The organism is Streptomyces sp. NPDC006294 (genome assembly GCF_042870895.1).
Lineage (GTDB): Bacteria > Actinomycetota > Actinomycetes > Streptomycetales > Streptomycetaceae > Streptomyces.
Genome location: NZ_JBIAHV010000013.1, coordinates 242,013 through 263,521, shown reverse-complemented (window position 1 = coordinate 263,521; position 21,509 = coordinate 242,013). Strand labels below are relative to the sequence as shown.

24 protein-coding genes and 4 tRNA genes are annotated in these 21,509 nt (G+C 70.8%); 18 read left to right on the top strand and 10 right to left on the bottom strand.

Features of this window, described 5'->3' with window-relative positions:
- Window position 1: 1 nt before the first annotated feature.
- From ACFYOP_RS24300 to ACFYOP_RS24285, 4 genes are all read left to right on the top strand, one after another.
- Entirely contained in the window at window positions 2-1,594 is a 1,593-nt protein-coding gene (locus ACFYOP_RS24300) for an NADH-quinone oxidoreductase subunit M (protein ID WP_356898630.1), read from the top strand.
- Window positions 1,591-3,132, top strand: a complete 1,542-nt coding sequence (locus tag ACFYOP_RS24295; protein WP_356898629.1) for an NADH-quinone oxidoreductase subunit N — start codon at window positions 1,591-1,593, stop codon at window positions 3,130-3,132. Before ACFYOP_RS24300 ends, ACFYOP_RS24295 begins: the two co-directional genes overlap by 4 nt.
- 182 nt (window positions 3,133-3,314) lie before the next feature.
- On the top strand, window positions 3,315-4,178 hold the full coding sequence (gene htpX, locus ACFYOP_RS24290; RefSeq protein ID WP_356898628.1) for a zinc metalloprotease HtpX: 864 nt from the start codon (window positions 3,315-3,317) through the stop codon (window positions 4,176-4,178).
- Entirely contained in the window at window positions 4,175-4,567 is a 393-nt protein-coding gene (locus ACFYOP_RS24285; RefSeq protein WP_356898627.1) for a YccF domain-containing protein, read from the top strand. The genes htpX and ACFYOP_RS24285 overlap by 4 nt, the downstream gene beginning before the upstream one ends.
- Window positions 4,568-4,677: 110 nt before the next feature.
- Here the strand turns inward: ACFYOP_RS24285 and ACFYOP_RS24280 are convergent, their stop codons facing one another.
- Window positions 4,678-5,943, bottom strand: a complete 1,266-nt coding sequence (locus ACFYOP_RS24280; protein WP_356898626.1) for an amino acid permease — start codon at window positions 5,941-5,943, stop codon at window positions 4,678-4,680.
- Between the two features lie 99 nt (window positions 5,944-6,042).
- Here ACFYOP_RS24280 and ACFYOP_RS24275 point away from each other — a divergent pair, with 99 nt between their 5' ends.
- Window positions 6,043-6,312 (top strand): GlsB/YeaQ/YmgE family stress response membrane protein, encoded by a 270-nt coding sequence (locus ACFYOP_RS24275; RefSeq protein ID WP_356898625.1) that lies wholly within the window; start codon window positions 6,043-6,045, stop codon window positions 6,310-6,312.
- A gap of 66 nt (window positions 6,313-6,378) precedes the next feature.
- Here the strand turns inward: ACFYOP_RS24275 and ACFYOP_RS24270 are convergent, their stop codons facing one another.
- The 3 genes from ACFYOP_RS24270 to ACFYOP_RS24260 all read right to left on the bottom strand — a co-directional run bounded on the left by ACFYOP_RS24270 (window position 6,379) and on the right by ACFYOP_RS24260 (window position 8,253).
- The gene (locus ACFYOP_RS24270) at window positions 6,379-7,032 is read right to left on the bottom strand and encodes an alpha-ketoglutarate-dependent dioxygenase AlkB (protein ID WP_356898624.1); all 654 of its coding nucleotides are present in this window, start codon (window positions 7,030-7,032) and stop codon (window positions 6,379-6,381) included.
- A gap of 13 nt (window positions 7,033-7,045) precedes the next feature.
- The gene (locus ACFYOP_RS24265) at window positions 7,046-7,552 is read right to left on the bottom strand and encodes a methylated-DNA--[protein]-cysteine S-methyltransferase (RefSeq protein WP_356898623.1); all 507 of its coding nucleotides are present in this window, start codon (window positions 7,550-7,552) and stop codon (window positions 7,046-7,048) included.
- A gap of 212 nt (window positions 7,553-7,764) precedes the next feature.
- Window positions 7,765-8,253 (bottom strand): YajQ family cyclic di-GMP-binding protein, encoded by a 489-nt coding sequence (locus ACFYOP_RS24260; RefSeq protein ID WP_356898622.1) that lies wholly within the window; start codon window positions 8,251-8,253, stop codon window positions 7,765-7,767.
- Window positions 8,254-8,447: 194 nt separating this feature from the next.
- Here ACFYOP_RS24260 and ACFYOP_RS24255 point away from each other — a divergent pair.
- Window positions 8,448-8,529 (top strand) — tRNA-Tyr (locus tag ACFYOP_RS24255).
- Between the two features lie 100 nt (window positions 8,530-8,629).
- Here the strand turns inward: ACFYOP_RS24255 and ACFYOP_RS24250 are convergent.
- From ACFYOP_RS24250 to ACFYOP_RS24240, 3 genes are all read right to left on the bottom strand, one after another.
- On the bottom strand, window positions 8,630-9,139 hold the full coding sequence (locus ACFYOP_RS24250; RefSeq protein WP_356898621.1) for a GyrI-like domain-containing protein: 510 nt from the start codon (window positions 9,137-9,139) through the stop codon (window positions 8,630-8,632).
- Between the two features lie 160 nt (window positions 9,140-9,299).
- The gene (locus tag ACFYOP_RS24245; RefSeq protein WP_356898620.1) at window positions 9,300-9,956 is read right to left on the bottom strand and encodes an SDR family oxidoreductase; all 657 of its coding nucleotides are present in this window, start codon (window positions 9,954-9,956) and stop codon (window positions 9,300-9,302) included.
- Window positions 9,957-10,055: 99 nt separating this feature from the next.
- Complete coding sequence (locus ACFYOP_RS24240) at window positions 10,056-11,288, bottom strand: amidohydrolase family protein (protein ID WP_356898619.1); 1,233 nt, start codon at window positions 11,286-11,288, stop codon at window positions 10,056-10,058.
- A gap of 382 nt (window positions 11,289-11,670) precedes the next feature.
- Between ACFYOP_RS24240 and ACFYOP_RS24235 the strand changes: the two genes are divergently transcribed.
- The 6 genes from ACFYOP_RS24235 to ACFYOP_RS24210 all read left to right on the top strand — a co-directional run bounded on the left by ACFYOP_RS24235 (window position 11,671) and on the right by ACFYOP_RS24210 (window position 14,426).
- Window positions 11,671-11,743 (top strand) — tRNA-Thr (locus tag ACFYOP_RS24235).
- 46 nt (window positions 11,744-11,789) lie between these two features.
- Window positions 11,790-11,862, top strand: a tRNA-Met gene (locus tag ACFYOP_RS24230).
- Window positions 11,863-11,979: 117 nt separating this feature from the next.
- The gene (gene rpmG, locus ACFYOP_RS24225) at window positions 11,980-12,144 is read left to right on the top strand and encodes a 50S ribosomal protein L33 (protein ID WP_003956487.1); all 165 of its coding nucleotides are present in this window, start codon (window positions 11,980-11,982) and stop codon (window positions 12,142-12,144) included.
- A 125-nt stretch (window positions 12,145-12,269) separates the two neighbouring features.
- Window positions 12,270-12,722 carry a MaoC family dehydratase N-terminal domain-containing protein gene (locus ACFYOP_RS24220; RefSeq protein ID WP_356898618.1) on the top strand — a complete coding sequence of 151 codons (453 nt, stop codon included), beginning with the start codon at window positions 12,270-12,272 and terminating at the stop codon, window positions 12,720-12,722.
- Window positions 12,722-13,150: a MaoC family dehydratase gene (locus tag ACFYOP_RS24215; RefSeq protein WP_356898617.1), complete on the top strand. Its 429-nt coding sequence runs from the start codon at window positions 12,722-12,724 to the stop codon at window positions 13,148-13,150. Before ACFYOP_RS24220 ends, ACFYOP_RS24215 begins: the two co-directional genes overlap by 1 nt.
- Before the next feature lie 118 nt (window positions 13,151-13,268).
- Window positions 13,269-14,426: a UDP-N-acetylmuramate dehydrogenase gene (locus ACFYOP_RS24210; protein WP_388452720.1), complete on the top strand. Its 1,158-nt coding sequence runs from the start codon at window positions 13,269-13,271 to the stop codon at window positions 14,424-14,426.
- A gap of 103 nt (window positions 14,427-14,529) precedes the next feature.
- Here the strand turns inward: ACFYOP_RS24210 and ACFYOP_RS24205 are convergent, their stop codons facing one another.
- Window positions 14,530-15,162, bottom strand: coding sequence for an NAD(P)H-binding protein (locus tag ACFYOP_RS24205; protein WP_356898616.1), 633 nt, complete (start codon window positions 15,160-15,162; stop codon window positions 14,530-14,532).
- A gap of 88 nt (window positions 15,163-15,250) precedes the next feature.
- Between ACFYOP_RS24205 and ACFYOP_RS24200 the strand changes: the two genes are divergently transcribed.
- Window positions 15,251-15,865 carry a helix-turn-helix domain-containing protein gene (locus ACFYOP_RS24200; protein WP_356898615.1) on the top strand — a complete coding sequence of 205 codons (615 nt, stop codon included), beginning with the start codon at window positions 15,251-15,253 and terminating at the stop codon, window positions 15,863-15,865.
- 9 nt (window positions 15,866-15,874) lie between these two features.
- On the opposite strand, the gene ACFYOP_RS24195 is transcribed toward ACFYOP_RS24200, so the two are convergent.
- Together ACFYOP_RS24195 and ACFYOP_RS24190 are read right to left on the bottom strand one after the other, a co-directional pair.
- Window positions 15,875-16,936, bottom strand: coding sequence for an adenosine deaminase (locus ACFYOP_RS24195; RefSeq protein WP_356898614.1), 1,062 nt, complete (start codon window positions 16,934-16,936; stop codon window positions 15,875-15,877).
- A 167-nt stretch (window positions 16,937-17,103) separates the two neighbouring features.
- Window positions 17,104-18,330: a pyridoxal phosphate-dependent aminotransferase gene (locus ACFYOP_RS24190; protein ID WP_356898613.1), complete on the bottom strand. Its 1,227-nt coding sequence runs from the start codon at window positions 18,328-18,330 to the stop codon at window positions 17,104-17,106.
- Between the two features lie 226 nt (window positions 18,331-18,556).
- Here ACFYOP_RS24190 and ACFYOP_RS24185 point away from each other — a divergent pair.
- From ACFYOP_RS24185 to rplA, 5 genes are all read left to right on the top strand, one after another.
- Window positions 18,557-18,629, top strand: a tRNA-Trp gene (locus ACFYOP_RS24185).
- A gap of 104 nt (window positions 18,630-18,733) precedes the next feature.
- On the top strand, window positions 18,734-19,021 hold the full coding sequence (gene secE, locus ACFYOP_RS24180) for a preprotein translocase subunit SecE (RefSeq protein ID WP_356898612.1): 288 nt from the start codon (window positions 18,734-18,736) through the stop codon (window positions 19,019-19,021).
- A gap of 73 nt (window positions 19,022-19,094) precedes the next feature.
- Window positions 19,095-20,012, top strand: a complete 918-nt coding sequence (nusG, locus tag ACFYOP_RS24175; protein WP_356898611.1) for a transcription termination/antitermination protein NusG — start codon at window positions 19,095-19,097, stop codon at window positions 20,010-20,012.
- 167 nt (window positions 20,013-20,179) lie between these two features.
- Window positions 20,180-20,614, top strand: a complete 435-nt coding sequence (gene rplK, locus ACFYOP_RS24170; RefSeq protein ID WP_005313632.1) for a 50S ribosomal protein L11 — start codon at window positions 20,180-20,182, stop codon at window positions 20,612-20,614.
- A gap of 80 nt (window positions 20,615-20,694) precedes the next feature.
- On the top strand, window positions 20,695-21,423 hold the full coding sequence (gene rplA, locus ACFYOP_RS24165) for a 50S ribosomal protein L1 (RefSeq protein WP_356898610.1): 729 nt from the start codon (window positions 20,695-20,697) through the stop codon (window positions 21,421-21,423).
- Window positions 21,424-21,509 lie beyond the last annotated feature (86 nt).

Sequence of the window (21,509 nt, the reverse complement as noted above, 5' to 3'; positions counted from 1 at the left end):
CGTGATCGATATCAGCGCGTCCGTGATGCAGTTCCTTCTCGCGTTCATCGTCGCCGGCCCGCTCGTCGGGGCCGCCGCAGCCCTGCTGCCCGCCCCGCCCGGGCTGCGCGGCAGCAGCCCCGACCAGGCGGTCCTGCGCCACGGCGTGACCGTGACCGGCGCGGTCCTGCTGGCCGTGGTGGTCCTCGCGCTCGGCTTCGACCACGACCGGCCGTCGGCGATGCAGGCCACGACGGACATCAGCTGGATCCCGGCACTCGACGTGCGGATCCACCTCGGCATCGACGGCATCTCGCTCCCCCTTCTCGTCCTTACGGCGCTGCTGACCTTCCTCTGCGCGCTCTACAGCTACTTCAAAATGCCCACGGGCCCGTCCGCGAAGGGCTTCGTGGCCCTGCTGCTCGTCCTCGAGTCCGGCACGCTGGCCACCTTCGCCGTACTCGATCTGCTGCTGTTCTTCCTGGCCTTCGAGATGGTGCTCATCCCGATGTACTTCCTCATCGTCCGCTGGGGCGGCGAGGCGAGGCAGCCCGCCGCCTGGAAGTTCATCCTCTACACACTGCTCGGTTCCGTGGTCATGCTGCTCGGCCTCCTGCTCATCGGGCTGAAGGCCGGCACCTTCGACATGGTGGCACTCGCCACTGACAACGGCCGGGGACTGACCGCATCCGTGCAGGTCATCGCCGTTCTGGCAATCGGTCTCGGCCTTGCGGTGAAGACGCCGATGTGGCCTCTGCACACCTGGCTGCCCGACGCCCACACCGCCGCGCCGACCGTCGGCTCGGTTCTCCTCGCCGGCGTGCTGCTGAAGATGGGTACGTACGGATTCGTCCGTATCGTCCTGCCGATCGCGCCCGACGGCATGCGGACCTTCGCGCCCTACCTCGCCGCCTTCGCCGTCGTCGGCATCATCTACGGCTCCCTCGCCTGCCTGGCCCTCGCCCGCCGCGGCGCCGGTGGTGACCTGAAGCGCCTGATCGCGTACTCGTCCGTCGGCCACATGGGCTTCGTACTGCTCGGCATCGCGACGATGACCCCGACCGGAGTGAACGGCGCCCTCTTCGCCAACATCGCCCACGGCCTCATCACCGGCCTGCTGTTCTTCCTCGTCGGAGCGGTCAAGGACCGCTACGGCACCGCGGATCTCGACACTCTCGCCGGTGCGACCGGAGCCGCTCTGTACGGCCGCGCCCCGCGCCTCGGCGGGCTGCTCGCCTTCGCGGCGGTCGCCTCGCTCGGGCTGCCGGGACTCGCCGGATTCTGGGGCGAGATGCTCACCCTGTTCGGAGCGTTCGACCCGGCCGACGGGCTCAGCCGGCCGGCCTTCCTCACTTTCATGGCGATCGGCGCCTTCGGCACCCTCCTCACGGCCGCGTATCTCCTCGTCGTCGTACGCCGCGTGTGCATGGGCGCCCGGCCGCCGGCGGGCGCGGACGAACAGCGGCCGGAGCCGTTCGCCGACATCCGTGCGTACGAGTTCGCCGCGTGGACCCCGCTCGTGGCGCTCACCGTCATCGCCGGACTGTGGCCCGCGGTCCTCCTCGGCCTCACCGATCCGGCCGTGCAGAAGCTCCTCGCAGGAGGCAAGTCGTGACCGTGGCAGCCGAGAGCGTCACCAGCCTCGTCCAGTCCGTCGACTGGGCGGCGATCGCGCCGCCCACGATCGTCGCGGTCGTCGCCGTGACCTGCCTCGTCGCCGACCTCTTCGTCGACGACCGGCGCAAGCCCCTGCTCGGGGCGGTCGCGATCACCGGACTCGTCGCCTCGATCGTCGCACTCGTACCGCTGCGCAAGGGCGACCGCTCGACGTTCTGTCTGACCGGCGACGCGGAGGTCTGCAGCTACACCGCCGACCACTTCACCCTGGTGATCCAGTTCCTGGTGCTCGGCGGGGCGCTGCTGACCGCGCTGCTGTCCCTCACGGACACCCGGGAGAAGCTTCCGGCGGGCGAATTCTGGTTCCTGCTGCTGGCGTCGGCGTCCGGTGCGGCGCTGCTGCCCGCCTCCCGCGACCTCGCCACCCTCGTCGTCGCCCTCGAAGTCGCTTCCCTGCCGGCCTTCGCGCTGGTGGGCCTCAGGCGCGGTGACCGGCTCTCCAGTGAAGCCGCCCTCAAGTTCTTCCTCTCCTCCGTCACCGCGACGGCCGTGACACTCCTGGGCGTCAGCTTCGTGTACGCCACGACGGGCACCCTCCACCTCACGCAGGTCGCCGCCGGCCTCGAGGACGTGCCAGGCCAGCTGGACACGCTCGCCAAGGCGGGCGTCGCGCTGACCCTCGTCGGCTTCGCCTTCAAGACGGCGGCGGTTCCCTTCCACTTCTGGGTGCCCGACACGTATGTGGGCGCGCCGCTGCCGATCGCGGGCTATCTCTCCGTCGTCGGCAAGGCCGTCGGCTTCACCGGTCTCATCCTGGTCACCGTCATCGCCTTCCCCGGATACGCCGACATCTGGGGCCCCGCGCTCGCGGTCCTCGCCGCCCTCACCATGACCGCCGGCAACGTCGCCGCGCTGCGTCAGTCCGCGGACCGCGCGTACAGCGCCGTACGCCTGCTGGCCTGGTCCTCCGTGGGCCAGGCCGGATATCTGCTGGTGCCGATCGCGGCCGCCGCGTACTCCAGCGACGACCAGATCGGCGCCACCGTCGCGTACGCCCTGATGTACGCCGTCGTGAACCTGGGCGCGTTCGCCGTGGCCGCCGTGGTGGCCCGTACCCGGCCGATGAACCGGATCTCCGACTACCGCGGTCTGTACGCCACCCGCCCTCTCACCGCCCTGGCCATGGGCTTCTTCCTGCTCTGCCTCGCGGGACTGCCCCCGGGCATCATCGGGCTCTTCGCCAAGGTGATGGTGTTCTCCGCCGCCGTGGACGCGGGCCTCGGGTGGCTGGCCGTCGTGATGGGCGTCAACGTCGTGATCGCCCTCTACTACTACCTGAAGTGGACGGCGGTCCTCTTCCGCGCCCCGCACGCGGCGGCGGCAGGCGAGCCCGCCCCGGCGGAAGCGGGCGGGCCCGCCCGCAGGAGTGTCCCCACGCCGGTGACCGCCGCCGTGGCCCTCGCCGCCGTCGCGGGCGTCGTCCTGTCCGGCTACCCCCAGCTGGTCCTGCGTTTCGCCGCGAACAGCCTGTTCTGAGCGGCCGGGACCAGAGACGGGTCGGGCCGGCCCGAGGTCTCACCCCAACGGCCGCGGCGGGGCCGGAGCGTGCAGGGGAACCAGTGTCCTTCGCCTGGCGTTGACCAGTACAGAAGGGTCCACTGAAGAGTGGAGCACCCCCATGCGAAGGGTCCCCTGCCGCACCACCTGGAGGGCGTACCGTGCACCGCCGGCACAACGGGCTGAAGACCGCCGTACTCCTTGGGGGACTGTCCGCACTCATCCTCGTCATCGGCAGCCTCTTCGGCCGGACGGGGCTGCTCGTCGCGCTCGCGGTGGCGCTGGGAACCAACGCGTACGCCTACTGGAACAGTGACAAGCTTGCCCTCCGCGCCATGCGCGCCCGCCCGGTCAGCGAGTTCGAGGCCCCGGCGCTCTACCGCATGGTCCGCGAACTCTCCACGGCCGCCCGCCAGCCCATGCCGCGTCTCTACATCTCGCCCACCCAGGCGCCCAACGCGTTCGCGACCGGCCGTAATCCGCGCAACGCGGCGGTCTGCTGCACCGAGGGCATCCTGCGCATCCTCGACGAGCGCGAGCTGCGGGGCGTCATCGGCCACGAGCTGAGCCACGTCTACAACCGGGACATCCTCATCTCCTCGGTCGCCGGCGCCCTCGCCTCCGTGGTGATGTTCATGGTGAACTTCGCCTGGCTGGTCCCCATCGGCCGCTCGGACGACGACGACGGGCCCGGCCTCGTCGGTATGCTGCTGATCATGCTGCTCGGTCCGTTGGCGGCCTCCGTCATCCGACTCGCCGTCAGCCGGTCCCGGGAGTACGAGGCGGACGCGTCGGGCTCCCAGCTCACCGGCGACCCACTGGCGCTGGCGAGCGCTCTCCGCAAGCTCGACGCCGGTACGAAGCAGCTCCCGTTGCCCCCGGAGCCGCGGCTCGAGACGGCGAGCCACATGATGATCGCCAACCCCTTCGGTCCCGGCCGCGGGCTCTCCAGAATGTTCTCCACCCACCCGCCGATGGCGGAACGAATCGCCCGACTCGAACAGATGGCAGGTCCTCGTCCGTGAAGACAATTCTGAACGTCATTTGGCTGTTCCTGAGCGGCTTCTGGCTGTTCCTCGGATACGTGCTGGCGGGAGTGATCCTCTGCATCACCGTCATCGGCATCCCGTTCGGCCTGGCGTCGTTCAGGATCGGCGTCTACGCCCTCTGGCCGTTCGGCTACACGACGGTGGAGCGCCGTGACTCCGGTGCGCCCTCGCTGGTGGGCAACGTTCTGTGGGTGGTCCTCGCCGGCTGGTGGCTCGCGCTCAGCCACATCGCCACGGGCCTCGTTCTCTGCGTCACGATCATCGGCATCCCCTTCGGCATCGCCAACTTCAAGCTGATCCCGGTGTCGCTGATGCCCCTGGGCAGGGAGATCGTCCGCACGGACCAGCCGTTCACCGCCCGCTGACGAACGCCCCTCGCCGAGCGGGGCGCAGGGTTCCTACGTCCCGCCCGGCGAGGGGCCCGTTCCTCAGCGCCGTGGCCGCCGAGCCGGATCGGTGGCCACGCTGACGCAGGTCAGCGGTCGCGGCGGCGGATCTGCGTCACGTACACCGCCGCGCCCAGCGCCAGCACGCCCGCACCGACGAGGACGGACGACAGCGGCAGCGAGAACGCCAGGGTCAGGCAACCCGCGATCCCGAACCCGGCCGTCAGCCTGACGATCCACGCCACTCGAACGGGTGTATCGCCCCGCGGCCCGGAACTCAGCGTCCAGGCGGAAGCGTTGGCGATGGTGTAGTACACGAGCACTCCGAACGACGAGAAGCCGATCGCCCCGCGCAGGTCCACGGTCGCCGCCACCACCGCGACGACGGCCCCCACAGCGACCTCCGCGCGGTGCGGCACCTGGAACCGCGGATGGACCGCGGCCAGTGCTCCCGGCAGATGGCCGTCCCGCGCCATCGCGAGAGTCGTCCTCGACACACCGAGAATCAGCGCGAGCAGAGACCCCAGCGCCGCTACGGCGGCGCCGACACGAACCACCGGCGCCAGCCAGGAGGCTCCGGCGGCCCGCACGGCATCGGCGAGCGGAGCCGTCGCCTGCCCCAGGCCCCCGGCGCCCAGTACGGAAAGGACCGCGACAGCGACACACGCATAGACGACCAGGGCGATGCCCAGCGCCAGCGGAACGGCCCGGGGGATCGTACGGGCCGGATCGCGCACCTCCTCGCCCAGCGTCGCGATCCGCGCGTACCCGGCGAAGGCGAAGAACAGCAGCCCCGCAGATTGAAGCACCCCGCCCAGCGACGCGTCGGCGGCGGGTTGCAGTCGCCCGAACTCCGCGGAACCGCTGCCGAGCAGCGCCACCACCACAGCGGCGAGCACCGCCAGCACCGCCGCGACGATCAGCCGCGTCAGCCACGCCGACTTCTGAACGCCCCCGTAGTTCACGGCAGTCAGCGCGACCACCGCGGCGACCGCCACCGCATGCGCCTGCCCCGGCCAGGCATACGCACCGACCGTCAGAGCCATCGCCGCGCACGAAGCCGTCTTCCCCACGATGAACGCCCACCCGGCCAGGCACCCCCAGAACTCGCCGAGCCGCTCCCGCCCGTACACATAGGTGCCGCCCGACGCGGGGTACACGGCGGCGAGGCGTGCCGACGACATGGCGTTGCAGTAGGCCACCACCGCGGCCAGGGCCAGCCCGAGCAGCAGGCCGGAGCCGGCCGCCAGCGCGGCCGGACCCAGGGCGGCGAAGATCCCCGCCCCGACCATCGACCCCAGACCGATCACCACCGCGTCGAGGACCCCGAGCGACCGTCGCAACTCCCGTGTCATGAGCCGCACCCTACTGATCGTCGCAACCACGGCCGTGCCGTGTAGCGTCCTCGTCAACATCACCAACCAACATCACCGTACGGAAGGCAGGTTCACGGCATGACCATCATCGGCTGGATCGTTCTCGGACTGCTGGCCGGGGCCATAGCCAAGATCCTGCTGCCGGGGCGCGACCCGGGCGGTCTGGTCGGCACCACTCTGATCGGCGTCGCCGGGGCGTTCATCGGCGGCTGGATATCGTCCCGCTTTCTGGACCGCGAGATCGCCAACCAGTTCTACGACGGGCCGACTTGGCTGGCGGCCATCGGCGGCGCGCTCGTCCTGCTGATCGCCTACCGGATCCTGTTCGGCCACTCCCGCTCACGCTGACCGAGCGGGGCGGAGCAGGCGAGGCCGGGCCGGGCCGGGTGTCCGGCCGGACAGGCGCAGTCCGCGTCAGCCCGTCAGCCCGGTCTCCCGCAGCGTGATGTTCAGCCGTCCGCCGCCCATCCCGGCCGCCGGGTCACCCGTACCGGGAAGCACCTTCGTCACGCCGTGATACGCGAAGCGGGAAGCGCCGCCGAAGACGAACAGGTCACCGGACGCCAGTTCCACATCCGTGTACGGGCGGCCCCTCGTCTCGGTGTTCCCGAAGCGGAACACACATGAGTCGCCGATGCTCAACGAGACGACCGGCGCCGCGGACCGCTCCTCCTTGTCCTGGTGCATCCCCATCCGGGCCGCGCCGTCATAGAAGTTGATCAGCGCGGTGTCGGGGGCATAGCCCTGATGCTCTCCGTACGCCTCGACCAACGCCTCGCGTCCCAGCTCCGCCAGCCACTCGGGGAACGCGGCGACGGGCGCGCCGTTCACGTCGTCCGCCGTACGGGAGTATCTGTACGGCTGCCAGTGCCAGCCCACGCACACCGTCCGCACCGACATCACACCGCCGCCGGGCAGCACCGTGTGCCGGATCGGCACCGGCCCGCGCGCCCATTCCCGGCAGGCGTCCACCAGCTCCCGCCGGCGCTCCGCCGGCAGCCAGCCGGGCACATGCACCGCGCCGGGGGCGACGACGGCCCGCTCCCGGGGGAACAGCGCTCCACTCATGAGGCGGCCCCCCTCACGGCACCAGCGCCCCCTCCAGTCCGAGGAGCCGGGCCTTGGACTCCAGGCCGCCCGCGTACCCCCGCAGCGCGCCGTCCGCGCCGATCACCCGGTGGCAGGGCCGCACGACGAGCAGCGGATTGCGCCCGATCGCCGTCCCCACGGCCCGCACGCCCACCGCGGAGGTGCCGACGGCATCGGCGATCTCCCGATAGGTGGTCGTCCGCCCGTAGGGCACGCCCTCGACCGCCCGCCAGACGCCGCGCTGGAACGGAGTGCCGGCGTCGGCGTACTCGATGTCGAAACGGGTCAGCCGTCCGGCGAAGTACGCCGCGAGCTGGCGTCCGATCTCCGCGAAGGCGTCGCGGTCGCGGCGCCAGCCGTCCTGGACGACGGCCCCGCCCTTCTGCCCGGGCAGCGAGAGGGAGGCCAGCGCGGTGCCGCCCGTGGCCGTCGCCGATGCCCGGCCGACCAGCAGCAGCTCACCGAGCGGGCTGTCGACGGTCTCGTACACGGTCGTCATGGCTCACGTGCTCCTCACGATGGTCGGGGCCGGGGCCTTCCGTCCGCCCCGCTCCTCCGAGTCTGCGGCTTCGGCCCCGCCGAGGCTGGCGGAATTCGGACGTCGCCGCCGGAGTCGAGCCCGGCCCCGCCTGGCCGGGGAACGGCGCACGGGACGGGGGCGGAGCGGACCAGCCGCTCCGCCCCCGGTAGCCCCCGGCGCGCCCGCAGACGTCAGCGGTAGTTCACGAACTGCAGAGCGAAGTCGAAGTCCTGCCCCTTGAGCAGCGCCTGCACGGCCTGCAGATCGTCGCGGCTCTTCGAGCTGACGCGCAGCTCGTCGCCCTGGACCTGCGCCTTGACGCCCTTCGGGCCCTCGTCACGGATGATCTTCGCCACCTTCTTGGCGTTCTCCTGCGAGATGCCCTCCTCGATCGAGGCGAAGATCTTGTACTCCTTGCCGGAGAGCTGCGGCTCGCCGGTGTCCAGCGCCTTCAGCGAGATGCCGCGCTTCACCAGCTTGCTCTGGAAGACGTCCAGGATTGCGTTGACGCGGTCCTCGGAGTTCGCCTGCATCAGGATCTTCTCGCCGGACCAGGAGATCGAGGCACCGACGTTCTTGAAGTCGTAGCGCTGGGAGATCTCCTTCGCGGCCTGGTTGAGGGCGTTGTCGACCTCCTGCCGCTCGACCTTCGAGACGATGTCGAAACTGGAGTCGGCCATGTCCTGTGGCTCCTTGTATCGGGTGCGTGGAGGCGCGGCCGGGACACCCCGTACCGCTCGGCCAAGCCTAGCCACCCCCGCCCGCCCCGGGCGCTGATCAATCCGGTGGCGAAGCACCCCTGCACATCAGGTATCGTTTACGTCGTTGCCACGGAGCACGGCCCACAGCGGCCCGTCCACCGGCGACATCCCATGGCGGTGTGCCCGAGTGGCCAATGGGAGCGGACTGTAAATCCGTCGGCTTAGCCTACCCAGGTTCGAATCCTGGCGCCGCCACGCGAAGAGATGGCCCCTGATCTGCGGAAACGCAGGCCAGGGGCCATCGTCGTATGCCCGGGCGTGGGAAGCCCGCCCGCCCTTCGGCGTCGCGCCGCCGTCAGTCGGCCAGGCGGAAGGCGAGCTCGATCCGCCATTTCGACATGTCCGGCTCCATCCGCGGGTCGGTCAGATACGACTCGGTCCGGCACCCCCAGTGCTCCACGCCGGCGACGACGGTCATGTCCCACTCCCGCCCCTCCCGCGCCGCCCACTCACGCAGCGCGGTGACGGCGTCGCGGAGCTGGGCGGGGTGGCCGGAGTGGATGAGGGTCGCGTAGCGGCCCGGGGGCAGGACGGCCACGCCGATGTCGCCTTCCGGCTCCGGCGCCACCATCACGGGCACGGCGGCCTCGATCACCGACTCGCCGTCCAGGTCGAGGGTGTTGTAGCGGAAGAACGGTGCTCCCGCGAGCTCCGCGCCCTTGCCCGCCAGCCACTTGACGAGCTCGGGCAGCCGGTCGGCGATCAGGGCGAAGGCGTCCATCCGTACCGAGCCGCGGATGTACGCGTAGAGCCGCTCCTCGCGCTCCCCGACCACCGGCAGGGCCTGCTGTGTGTGATTGCTCATGTCCTGATGACCTCACGAACCTCTCGACCCCGGGAAGCTCGGCGACCTCAGAGACCTCAGAGACCTCAGCGACCTCAACGACCGTGCGGCAGAAGGGCATTAGCCTTGCGGCATCGAGACGGCGCGTCGAGCGCGCCGAGCGACGCCGTGACCGGCGGCTTCAGTTGCCCGCGACGTCCTTCACCGCCACCGCGACCGGTGTCGAACCGCTGATCAGCTCCAGCGTCAGCCCCGCCGTGGCCGGTGTCTCGATCATCTCCGCGAGCACCGCCGCCACATCGTCCCGCGGCACCGGTCCGCGTCCCGTCGACGCCGCAAGGCGCACCAGGCCCTTGCCCGCGTCGTTCGTGAGCTGCCCGGGTCGCAGAACGGTCCAGTCGAGGCTGCTCTTGCCGCGTACGTAGTCGTCGGCGGCGCCCTTGGCCCGCAGGTACACGTCGAAGACGTCGTCGCCCTCGTGTGCGGCGTCCGCGCCCATCGACGAGATGACGATGTAGCGCCGTACGCGCGCCCGTTCGGCCGCGTCGGCGAAGAGCACCGCCGCGCCGCGGTCGACGGTGTCCTTGCGTTCCGTGCCGCTGCCCGGGCCGGCTCCGGCGGCGAACACCGCGGCGTCCGCGCCCTGCAGCACGGCGGCGACCTCTTCCGTGGAGGCGGTTTCCAGATCGAGGGGCACCGGTTCGGCTCCGGCCGCGCGCAGGTCGTCGCCCTGGTCGCGATTGCGGATGATGCCGGCGACCTCGTGGCCGGCCGCGGAGAGCAGCCGTTCGAGACGGAGGGCGATCTGACCATGTCCACCAGCGATGACAATGCGCATGTCTACGACCGTACGTCCGAAGCCCGCTTCCCGCTCAGACAGCCGTGCGGCAGTCGGCCAGTAGTCGTCCAGCGGCCTCGCCCGCGGGGCGACGCGGCGTCACGGGCTCGCGTCCGGCCGTCCCTGGCGCGGCAGTTCGAACGCCACCGCCGCGGCCGAGTCGCAGTACTCGCGCACCGCGCTCGTCCGGGCCACCACCCGCCCCCGGTGGATGACGATCCGGCTGTACGCGAGCGACAGCACGCCCGAGATCCCCGTCCCCCGCACCGCGAGCAGCTCCGCCGGGAAGCCGGCCTCGACCCGCACCGCCGGCAGCCCCATCACCGCGCGGGCGGTGCCGGCCACGCAGCCGTACGCGTCCGCAGGCCGCATTCCGGCCTGGGACGACAGCAGGTACGCGGCCTCCAGCGGGTCCCCGCGCCCCACCGGGTTGCTCACGTCCCGCAGCGCCCCGCTGCCCGCCGCGACCCGGACGCCCGCCGCCCGCAGCAGCCGCACCGGCGCGTTGCCGCGCTGCTCCACGCCGGCGCAGCCGCCCTGGGGCAGTGAGACGACGGCGACGCCCGCCGCCGCGAGCCGGTCCGCGGTCCGGGAGGCGATGTCCCTGGGCAGCCGGGCCAGACCGGCGCACGGCCCGACGGTCACGCCGGGCCGCAGTCCGCCCGCCATGGCGGCGAGCCGCGCCAGCCGCGCCGGGTCGTCCCCATGGGTGTGGAGGTCGACGGGGCATCCGTACTCGGCGGCGATCTCGAGGACCGTCTCCACGTAGCCGGTGGGGTCGGGGTCCGCGTCGGGGCAGCCGCCCACCACGCCGGCGCCCATCTTCAGCGCGTCCCTGAGGACGGCCAGACCGTCCGCGCCGGCGACGCCCGTCAGCAGCCGGGGCACGGCGACAGCCGTCAGGTCGGCCAGTCCGAGCAGCGAGCGGCGGGCCTGCAGCACCGCCTCCAGCGGCCCGAGGCCTTGTACGTCGCCGATCCGCACGTGCGAGCGCAGCGCCGTCGCCCCGTGGCCCAGTTGCAGCAGCGCGGCCTCGGTGGCGCGCCGCTGGACGTCCCGCGTGTCGTAGGAGACGGGGCCCGGGTTCTCGGCGCTGAGCGCCGTGTCGCCGTGGAGATGCGGCTCCGCGGGGGCGGGCAGCAGCAGGAAGCCCGTCAGGTCCACCCGGGAGGAGTGCGGCGGGAGGGAGCCCGCGGTGCCGACCGCCTCGATACGGCCGCCGCTGAGCCGTACGTCGACCGTCCGGCCGTCCGTGAGCCTCGCACCGCAGAGCAGCAGCGCGGTGGAGTCCGCGGTGGCCCCGTCGGGGGGCTGCGGCTGGCTGTCGGGCATCGCGCTCCTGCGTGGGGCGGTCGGACTCGGGCGGCGTCCGCGTACTGCCCGGGTGGCGTTTCGCACACTGCCGGGCGGTGTGGAGCCGTGGCGTGGGAGCCGGAGGGGGTCACACAGCGTGGGACGAGCGTAGGGGCGCTCGGGGTGCGCTTCGAGGAGGAGCGCAATAGTCGTACCGGTGCGGTCGCAGGTGGCCTACGAGTTGGGCCGGTGCCGCCGGCGCGGGGCCGGTGAGGGGCGTGTGACGTGCGAGGTCGGCGGGGCCGACGGCGGACGGCACGCCGCGGAGCGCCATGGTGAGCACCGGCCGGAAGGGCCCCGCAGGGCGCACCGAAACGGATTTGGGCGAACGGCGGCAGACCGTGTAATGTCTTCATCGCTCGCCCCAATAGCTCAGTCGGCAGAGCGTCTCCATGGTAAGGAGAAGGTCTACGGTTCGATTCCGTATTGGGGCTCTGATGTAGGTGTTCCTCGCCTTCGGGCGAGGGGAACCGACATCGCAGCGGTGTAGCTCAGTCGGTAGAGCAAGCGGCTCATAATCGCTGTGTCACCGGTTCAAGTCCGGTCACCGCTACACACAGTAGCCGATTGTGGGGTCGGTCCTCCGGTCGGCTACTCTTTTATGCGTCCCCATGGCCTTTACGGCATGGAGGTGCACCATCCGTCCATCGTCCGTCCAAGGAGCACTCACGTGGCTGCCACCGACGTCCGCCCGAAGATCACGCTGGCCTGCGTGGAGTGCAAGGAGCGGAACTACATCACCAAGAAGAACCGGCGTAACAACCCGGACCGTCTTGAGATGAAGAAGCACTGCCCGCGCTGCAACTCGCACACCGCGCACCGCGAAACTCGCTGAAACAGGCTCGTACACGAGGCCGTCCCCTTTGGGGGCGGCCTCGTGTCGTTTGTGGCGGGCCGTCGATCGCGACGCCTGCCGGCACATTCAGACATGGTGATCAACATTCAGGAGGGAGCCAGTCCATGGCGCTCGACCAGTCGTTCGTGGGGCGGACCTATCCGCCCACCGCGCCGTACGAGGTGGGCCGGGAAAAGATCCGTGAGTTCGCCGAGGCGGTGGGTGACGCGAATCCCGTCTACACCGACCCCGAGGCGGCCCGGACGCTCGGTCACTCCGATGTGATCGCTCCCTTGACCTTCGCCTTCACGATCACCTTCAGCGCCGCCGCGCAGGTCGTCCGGGACCCGCAGCTGGGACTCGACTACAGCCGCGTGGTGCACGGCGACCAGAAGTTCGCGTACCGGCGGCCGGTACGGGCGGGGGACCGGCTGACGGTCACCTCGACCATCGAGGCGGTCAAGTCCCTCGCGGGCAACGACATCCTGGACATCCGCGGCGACGTGCACGACGAGACCGGCGAACTCGTCGTGACCGCGTGGACGAAGCTGGTGGCCCGTGCCGCCGAGGAGGCGTGATGGCAGCGAAGATCGCTTACGCGGACGTCGCGGTCGGCACCGAGCTGCCGGCGCAGAGCTTCCCCGTGACCCGGGCCACGCTCGTGCAGTACGCGGGCGCCTCCGGTGACTTCAACCCGATCCACTGGAACGAGAAGTTCGCCACCGAGGTCGGCCTGCCGGACGTCATCGCCCACGGCATGTTCACCATGGCGGAGGCGGCCCGTGTCGTGACCGACTGGGTCGGCGACCCGGGCGCGGTCGTCGAGTACGGGGTGCGCTTCACCAGGCCCGTCGTCGTCCCGAACGACGACAAGGGCGCACTGATCGAGGTGAGTGCCAAGGTGGCGGCGAAGCTGGACGGCAACCGGGTCCGGGTGGACCTCGTGGTGACCAGCGACGGCCAGAAGGTACTCGGCATGTCCCGCGCGGTGGTCCAGCTGGTCTGACGGGCGCGCCGTTCGGACGGCGTCCGGTGAAACGGCAGGAGTAAGGGGCGCCCGCCCATGGAGGGCGCCCCTTACCGCGCTCTCGGCCCCGCACCCGACGCGCCCGCCCTGACGTCCCGTGGGAGCAGGGCATCGCCTCCGCGGCGAGCAACGCTCAAGGGGCGCACCGCCAGGACCGCCCCGCCCGGACGGTCGGGCCGCGGACCGTACTCTTGTCCCCGTGCAGGAACTTCACGACGCCCCCCTCGCCCCCCTGACCACCTTCCGGCTCGGCGGCCCCGCCACCCGTCTCGTGGTGGCCACCACCGACGACGAGGTGATCGCCGCCGTGCGCGAGGCGGACGAGGCCGGTACGCCGCTGCTGATCATCGGCGGCGGCAGCAACCTGGTCATCGGCGACAAGGGCTTCGACGGCACCGCGCTGCGCATCGCGACCCGCGGTGTCGAGCTGCGCGGGTCCGCCCTGGAGCTGGCGGCGGGGGAGACCTGGACCGACGCCGTCGCCCGGACCGTCGAAGCGGGCCTCGGCGGGGTCGAGTGCCTCGCCGGCGTCCCCGGCTCCGCGGGCGCGACCCCCATCCAGAACGTCGGCGCCTACGGCCAGGAGGTCGCCTCGACGATCACCGAGGTCGTCGCGTACGACCGCCGCAGCGGCGAGACGGTCGTCCTGCCGAACGCCGACTGCGGCTTCGCCTACCGGCACAGCCGCTTCAAGCAGGACCCCGACCGCTATGTCGTGCTCCGCGTCCGCTTCGAGCTGGAGGACGCGGGTGGCCTGTCCGCGCCCGTGAAGTACGCGGAGACCGCCCGTGTCCTCGGGATCGAGGTGGGGGAGCGCGTCCCGGTCGCGACCGCCCGCGAGACCGTGCTCCGGCTGCGTGCGGGCAAGGGCATGGTCCTGGACGCCGCCGACCACGACACCTGGTCGGCCGGGTCCTTCTTCACCAACCCGGTCCTCACCGCGGCCGAGTACGAGACCTTCCTCGCCCGCGTACGCGACCGGCTCGGCGACGCGGTCGCCCCGCCCGCCTACCCCGCGGGCGACGGCCGCACCAAGACCTCGGCCGCCTGGCTGATCGACAAGGCCGGTTTCCCCAAGGGTTACGGCTCCGGGCCGGCCCGGATCTCGACCAAGCACACGCTCGCGCTCACCAACCGGGGCCAGGCCACCACGGAGGACCTGCTGGCCCTGGCCCGCGAGGTCGTGGCCGGGGTGCGGGACGCGTTCGGCGTGACGCTGGTCAACGAGCCGGTGACGGTCGGCGTCAGCCTGTAAACCCGCTTCTCCGCCGCCCGAGCCGCCGCTCCGTCACCGCTGCCGCCCGAGCCACCGCTCCTCCGCCGCCCGAGCCCCCGCTCCGTCACCGCCGCCGCCCGCCTCAGTAGGCGACGCCGACGCCCCTCTTGAGGGTCGCCGGGTCGTCGGCCATGGACAGCATCGCGTGCGCGACGTCGGCCCGGCCGATCGACCGCGCGCTGCGCGGGTTCCCGCCGACGGCGGTGCGGTACTCGCCGGTCAGCGGCCTGTCCACCAGCTTCGGCGGCCGTACGGACGTCCAGTCGGTCGCGCTGCGCGCCAGTTCGGCCTCCATGGCCCGCAGGTCGTCGTAGACCGGTTTCAGGACCGCCCCCACGACCGACATCATCGCGCGGTCCAGCAGCGGTTCCCGCTGCGGCGGCGTACCGAGCGGGGCCGCGCTGACGACCAGCAGCCGCCGCGTCCCCTCGGCCTCCATCGCGGCCACCACCGCCCGCGTGAGCCGGGCCGTGATCCCGGCGTCGGACCTGCTGCGGGCGCCGAGACCGGAGAGCACCGCGTGCTGCCCGGCCACGGCCGGACGCAGTTCCTGCGGATCCCTCAGGTCGGAGCGCACCACCTCGAGCGCTTCCCCCGTCACGCCGAACCGCGCCGGATCGCGGACCACGGCGGTGACCTGATGGCTCGCCGCCAGGGCCTGTCCGACGATCTCCTGGCCGATGCCGCCGGTCGCGCCGAACACCGTGAGCTTCATCGCGCACCCTCCTAGGGTGGGTAAGTATTCACTCACCTCTAGAGTGAGTGTGCACTCACTCACTCGTCAAGCCCGGTCAGGAGCGCGCATGGACCAGAAGCCGACCCGCGTACGCATCATCGACGCCGCGCGGGAACTGATGCTCTCCCTCGGCCTCGCGCGGACGACCACCAAGGAGATCGCCAAGGCCGCGGGCTGCTCGGAGGCGGCGCTCTACAAGCACTTCTCCAGCAAGGAGGAGCTCTTCGTGACGGTGCTGGCCGAACGACTGCCCAAGCTCGGCGCCCTCCTGCACCGGCTGATCGCCGACCCCGGCGACGCGAGCGTCGAGCAGAACCTCACCGACATCGCCCGCCGTGCCGCCCTCTTCTACGAGCAGACGTTCCCCATGGCCGCGTCGCTGTACGCCGAACCGCAGCTCAAGCAGCGCCACGAGGAGGCCATGCGCGAGATGGGGACCGGCCCGCACCGGCCGATCGAGGGCCTCGACGCCTATCTGCGCACCGAGCAGCAGGCCGGGCGCATCAGCCCCGACGCCGACACCCACGCCGCCGCGTCCCTGCTGCTGGGAGCCTGCGCCCAGCGCGCCTTCGCCTACGAGATGAGCCCGGACCGCAGGCCACCGCAGTCCCTCGACGCGTTCACGGCCGGTCTCGCCCGGACCCTGCTGCGGGGAATCGCCGTCGACGACGGCCCGCGCTGAGCGGCGCCGTCAGGCCACCGGGCCGGCCAGCCAGTCGTCCACCCCGGCGAGCAGTTTCTCCTTGGTCTCCTGCGGCGCCGCCGAACCCCGCACCGACTGGCGTGCCAGGTCCGCCAGCTCCGCGTCCGTGAAGCCGTGGTGATGGCGGGCCAGCTCGTACTGGGCCGCCAGCCGGGAACCGAACAGGAGCGGGTCGTCGGCGCCCAGGGCCATCGGGACACCGGCCTCGTACAGCGTCCGCAGCGGCACGTGCTCGGGTTTCTCGTACACGCCGAGCGCCACGTTCGACGAGGGGCACACCTCGCAGGTGATGCCCCGCTCGGCGAGCTTGCGCAGCAGCCGCGGGTCCTCCGCCGCCCGGACGCCGTGCCCGATGCGGGAGGCGCGCAGATCGTCCAGACAGTCCCGTACGGACGCGGGGCCGGTCAGCTCGCCGCCGTGCGGAGCCGCCATCAGCCCGCCCTCACGCGCGATGGCGAACGCGCGGTCGAAGTCCCGGGCCATGCCCCGCCGCTCGTCGTTGGACAGTCCGAAGCCGACGATGCCCCGGTCCGCGTACCGCACCGCGAGACGGGCGAGGGTCCGGGCGTCCAGCGGGTGCTTCATCCGGTTCGCCGCGACCAGCACGCGCATCCCGAGCCCGGTCTCCCGCGAGGCGGTGTCCACGGCGTCGAGGATGACTTCCAGCGCCGGGATCAGCCCCCCGAGCCGGGGCGCGTACGAGGTCGGGTCGACCTGGATCTCCAGCCAGCCCGAGCCGTCCCGGATGTCCTCCTCCGCCGCCTCGCGCACCAGCCGCTGGATGTCCTCCGGATCGCGGAGGCAGGAGCGGGCCATGTCGTACAGCCGCTGGAAGCGGAACCAGCCGCGCTCGTCGGTGGCGCGCAGCTTCGGCGGCTCGCCCCCGGTCAGCGCCTCCGGGAGGTGCACGCCGTGCTTGTCGGCGAGCTCCAGCAGGGTGCCGGGCCGCATCGACCCGGTGAAGTGCAGGTGCAGATGGGCCTTCGGCAGCAGGCTGACGTCTCGAACGTACGGAGGGTTGTGGGGGTGTCCACCTGAAGAGTGCAGCATTCATGGATCCTGCCGCACCGACCCCGCCCCGGGCAGCCCTTTTCCCCGATCGGGTTCTTGCCCGAACGCAGAAACGGAAGACGGGGGACGGCGGAGACCGCCCGCAACGCCGGAGCGGCGCCTCCCCGTGAAGGGGAGACGCCGCTCGCTTCCGGACGCGGGACGCTCTAGGCCTTCGCCTCGGCCAGCAGCTTCTGGATCCGGGACACGCCCTCCGCCAGGTCCTCGTCGCCCAGCGCGTAGGAGAGGCGCAGATAGCCCGGGGTGCCGAACGCCTCGCCCGGGACCACCGCGACCTCGACCTCGTCGAGGATCAGGGCCGCGAGCTCCACGGAGGACTGCGGACGCTTGCCGCGGATCTCCTTGCCCAGCAGCCCCTTCACGGACGGGTACGCGTAGAACGCGCCCTCGGGCTCCGGGCACACGACGCCGTCGATCTCGTTGAGCATCCGCACGATGGTCCGGCGGCGGCGGTCGAAGGCGCTGCGCATCTCGGCGACCGCGTCCAGGCTGCCGGAGACCGCGGCCAGCGCCGCGATCTGCGCCACGTTGGAGACGTTGGACGTGGCGTGCGACTGGAGGTTGGTCGCGGCCTTGACGACGTCCTTCGGGCCGATGATCCACCCGACGCGCCAGCCGGTCATCGCGTACGTCTTGGCGACGCCGTTGACCACGACGCACTTCTCGCGCAGAGCCGGGACGAGCGCCGGCAGTGAGGTGAACTTCGCGTCGCCGTAGACCAGGTGTTCGTAGATCTCGTCCGTCATCACCCACAGGCCGTGCTCGGCGGCCCACTCGCCGATCGCGAGCGCGTCGGCCTCGCTGTAGACGGCGCCGGTCGGGTTGGACGGCGAGACGAAGAGGACGACCTTGGTCTTCTCCGTGCGCGCCGCCTCCAGCTGCTCCACGGAGACGCGGTATCCGGTCGTCTCGTCGGCGACGACCTCGACCGGCACCCCGCCCGCGAGCCGGATCGACTCGGGGTAGGTGGTCCAGTACGGCGCCGGGACGACGACCTCGTCACCCGGGTCGAGGATCGCGGCGAACGCCTCGTAGATCGCCTGCTTGCCGCCGTTGGTCACCAGGATCTGGGCCGGGTCCACCTCGTAGCCGGAGTCACGGAGCGTCTTCTCCGCGATGGCCTTCTTCAGCTCGGGCAGACCGCCGGCCGGGGTGTAGCGGTGGTACTTCGGGTTGCGGCAGGCCTCGACGGCAGCCTCGACAATGTAGTCGGGGGTGGGGAAGTCGGGCTCGCCGGCGCCGAAGCCGATCACCGGACGCCCGGCGGCCTTGAGGGCCTTGGCCTTGGCGTCGACGGCGAGGGTCGCGGACTCGGAGATCGCGCCGATGCGCGCGGAGACCCGGCGCTCGGTGGGAGGGGTTGCAGGGCTCATGCGGCCCATGGTCCCAGACGGCATTCGGCGGCGGCACACAGGTTTCGAAGAGCGGACAGAAGCGGTCAGTCATGGTCCGCGGGACCGGTCCGAAACGGACCGCGGGGCTTTGTGTTCGACGCCGGGCCTGGGAACACGTACACTCACTGGCTGTTGGCCCTCACCAGCCACGTCCGAGCCGGGCACTTAGTGCATCCGGACGGATGCGGTAGGTTGGGAACCACAAAGGGTCGTAGCTCAATTGGTAGAGCACTGGTCTCCAAAACCAGCGGTTGGGGGTTCAAGTCCCTCCGGCCCTGCTACACACTGCGCCACGCTGTGTGCGCATGAAGTATTTCGATGCACAGCCGTGCGGCTCATCCGGACGCGGCACGGCCACGACCCGGGAATCAGGTGAGAGATCGTGACGGACGCCGTAGGCTCCATCGACATGCCTGATGCCGAGGACGAGAGCGCCGACTCGAAGAAGAAGGCCCGCAAGGGCGGCAAGCGCGGCAAGAAGGGCCCGCTCGGCCGCCTGGCCCTCTTCTACCGTCAGATCGTCGCCGAGCTGCGCAAGGTCGTCTGGCCGACGCGTAACCAGCTGACGACGTACACCACAGTGGTGATCATCTTCGTCGTGATCATGATCGGTATCGTGCTCGCGCTCGACTTCGGCTACCAGGAAGCCGTCAAGTACGTCTTCGGCTGATCCGCGGAGGGCGCCGGACTCGGCGCCCCTTTCGCATGTTCCACCCATCTGTATCCAGGAAGAAGCAGCCACCGTGTCTGACCCGAACCTGAACGACGCCGACCGTTCCGGCGAGAGCTTCGAGTCCGCCGAGGACGAGCTCGACATCGTCGAGGCGGCGGACGCCGTGGAGCCGGACCAGGCCGAGGCTGCCGACCCCGTGGCCGGCGAGCCGGCCGAGGACGAGGCTCTGCATGTCGAGAGCGTCGACGAGACCGGTGACGAGACCCCCGAGCCCGCCGACGCCGAAGCCGAAGCCGAAGCTGAGCCCGACGCAGAGGCGGACGCCGACGCGCAGGAGCCCGAAGAGGCCGAGGAGGAGCCGGCGGCCCCGGTCGACCCGGTCACCGCGCTCCGCGACGAGCTCCGCGGCCTGCCGGGCGAGTGGTACGTGATCCACACCTACGCGGGCTACGAGAAGCGCGTGAAGGCCAACCTGGAGCAGCGTGCCGTCTCGCTCAACGTCGAGGACTTCATCTACCAGGCCGAGGTCCCCGAGGAAGAGATCGTCCAGATCAAGAACGGCGAGCGCAAGAACGTCCGGCAGAACAAGCTGCCCGGTTACGTGCTCGTCCGCATGGACCTGACGAACGAGTCCTGGGGCGTCGTCCGCAACACCCCCGGCGTCACCGGCTTCGTGGGCAACGCCTACGACCCGTACCCGCTGACCCTGGACGAGATCGTCAAGATGCTCGCCCCCGAGGCCGAGGAGAAGGCCGCCCGCGAGGCCGCCGAGGCCGAGGGCAAGCCGGCTCCGGCCCGCAAGGTCGAGGTCCAGGTGCTGGACTTCGAGGTCGGCGACTCGGTCACCGTCACCGACGGTCCGTTCGCGACGCTGCAGGCCACGATCAACGAGATCAACGCCGACTCGAAGAAGGTCAAGGGCCTCGTCGAGATCTTCGGTCGCGAGACCCCGGTCGAGCTGAGCTTCGACCAGATCCAGAAGAACTAGCTCCTTCTGGACACACGGCTTCCGAACAGGTCAGACCGCCTCTCGCAGGTTGTCTGACCTGCTCGGTTTTTGGCCGCGCACAGATACCCGTTATCGTTGCGCGGTATGCCTGCATCCGGATGATCGGATGACGGGCGGAACACTCTCACTAGGACCCGGAGAGAGCAATGCCTCCCAAGAAGAAGAAGGTCACGGGGCTTATCAAGCTCCAGATCCAGGCCGGTGCGGCCAACCCGGCTCCGCCGGTCGGCCCCGCACTGGGTCAGCACGGCGTCAACATCATGGAGTTCTGCAAGGCCTACAACGCCGCGACCGAGTCGCAGCGTGGCATGGTCGTGCCGGTGGAGATCACGGTCTACGAGGACCGTTCCTTCACCTTCATCACCAAGACTCCGCCGGCCGCCAAGCTGATCCTCAAGGCCGCGGGTGTGGACAAGGGCTCCGGCGAGCCGCACAAGACCAAGGTCGCCAAGCTGACGGCTGCCCAGGTCCGCGAGATCGCCACGACCAAGCTCCCCGACCTGAACGCCAATGACCTCGACGCCGCGTCGAAGATCATTGCTGGCACCGCCCGTTCCATGGGCATCACGGTCGAGGGCTGACAGCCCCCTCGTAGGCCTCAGTGGCAGGACCAAGCGCTGGTCCGCACCACGACTCCACGCTCAACACATCAGGAGCAGAAGTGAAGCGCAGCAAGACTCTCCGCGCTGCGGACGCCAAGATCGACCGGGAGCGCAACTACGCCCCGCTCGAGGCGATCCGTATCGCCAAGGACACCGCAGCCACCAAGTTCGACGGCACCGTCGAGGTCGCCTTCCGTCTGGGCGTTGACCCGCGTAAGGCCGACCAGATGGTCCGTGGCACCGTCAACCTTCCGCACGGCACCGGCAAGACCGCCCGGGTCCTGGTCTTCGCGACCGGTGACCGTGCTGCGGCCGCGGAAGCCGCGGGCGCCGACATCGTCGGCTCCGACGAACTGATCGACGAGATCTCCAAGGGCAACCGCCTGAACGAGTTCGACGCGGTCGTCGCCACCCCGGACCTCATGGGCAAGGTCGGCCGCCTCGGCCGCGTGCTCGGTCCGCGTGGCCTGATGCCGAACCCGAAGACCGGCACCGTCACGATGGACGTCGCCAAGGCCGTCACCGAGATCAAGGGCGGCAAGATCGAGTTCCGCGTCGACAAGCACTCGAACCTGCACTTCATCATCGGCAAGGTCTCCTTCGACGAGACGAAGCTGGTCGAGAACTACGCGGCCGCGTTGGACGAGATCCTTCGTCTGAAGCCGTCCGCCGCGAAGGGCCGCTACATCAAGAAGGCGACCCTGACCACCACGATGGGCCCCGGCATCCCGCTGGACTCCAACCGCACCCGCAACCTCCTCGTCGAGGAGGACCCGGCCGCGGTCTGAGACCGACGGCCAGGGCGGCCCTGACGGGCCCGCGTCGTGATCCGGCCCCCGCCGCTCCTCGGAGCGGCGGGGGCCGGTTTGTTTCA

Coding starts and splice junctions, on each gene's coding strand:
- ACFYOP_RS24280 (WP_356898626.1), bottom strand. CDS start 5,943: ATGACACGGGAGTTGCGACGGTCGCTCGGGGTCCTCGACGCGGTGGTG.
- ACFYOP_RS24275 (WP_356898625.1), top strand. CDS start 6,043: ATGACCATCATCGGCTGGATCGTTCTCGGACTGCTGGCCGGGGCCATA.
- ACFYOP_RS24270 (WP_356898624.1), bottom strand. CDS start 7,032: ATGAGTGGAGCGCTGTTCCCCCGGGAGCGGGCCGTCGTCGCCCCCGGC.
- ACFYOP_RS24265 (WP_356898623.1), bottom strand. CDS start 7,552: ATGACGACCGTGTACGAGACCGTCGACAGCCCGCTCGGTGAGCTGCTG.
- ACFYOP_RS24260 (WP_356898622.1), bottom strand. CDS start 8,253: ATGGCCGACTCCAGTTTCGACATCGTCTCGAAGGTCGAGCGGCAGGAG.
- ACFYOP_RS24250 (WP_356898621.1), bottom strand. CDS start 9,139: ATGAGCAATCACACACAGCAGGCCCTGCCGGTGGTCGGGGAGCGCGAG.
- ACFYOP_RS24245 (WP_356898620.1), bottom strand. CDS start 9,956: ATGCGCATTGTCATCGCTGGTGGACATGGTCAGATCGCCCTCCGTCTC.
- ACFYOP_RS24240 (WP_356898619.1), bottom strand. CDS start 11,288: ATGCCCGACAGCCAGCCGCAGCCCCCCGACGGGGCCACCGCGGACTCC.
- ACFYOP_RS24220 (WP_356898618.1), top strand. CDS start 12,270: ATGGCGCTCGACCAGTCGTTCGTGGGGCGGACCTATCCGCCCACCGCG.
- ACFYOP_RS24215 (WP_356898617.1), top strand. CDS start 12,722: ATGGCAGCGAAGATCGCTTACGCGGACGTCGCGGTCGGCACCGAGCTG.
- ACFYOP_RS24205 (WP_356898616.1), bottom strand. CDS start 15,162: ATGAAGCTCACGGTGTTCGGCGCGACCGGCGGCATCGGCCAGGAGATC.
- ACFYOP_RS24200 (WP_356898615.1), top strand. CDS start 15,251: ATGGACCAGAAGCCGACCCGCGTACGCATCATCGACGCCGCGCGGGAA.
- ACFYOP_RS24195 (WP_356898614.1), bottom strand. CDS start 16,936: ATGCTGCACTCTTCAGGTGGACACCCCCACAACCCTCCGTACGTTCGA.
- ACFYOP_RS24190 (WP_356898613.1), bottom strand. CDS start 18,330: ATGAGCCCTGCAACCCCTCCCACCGAGCGCCGGGTCTCCGCGCGCATC.
- rplK (WP_005313632.1), top strand. CDS start 20,180: ATGCCTCCCAAGAAGAAGAAGGTCACGGGGCTTATCAAGCTCCAGATC.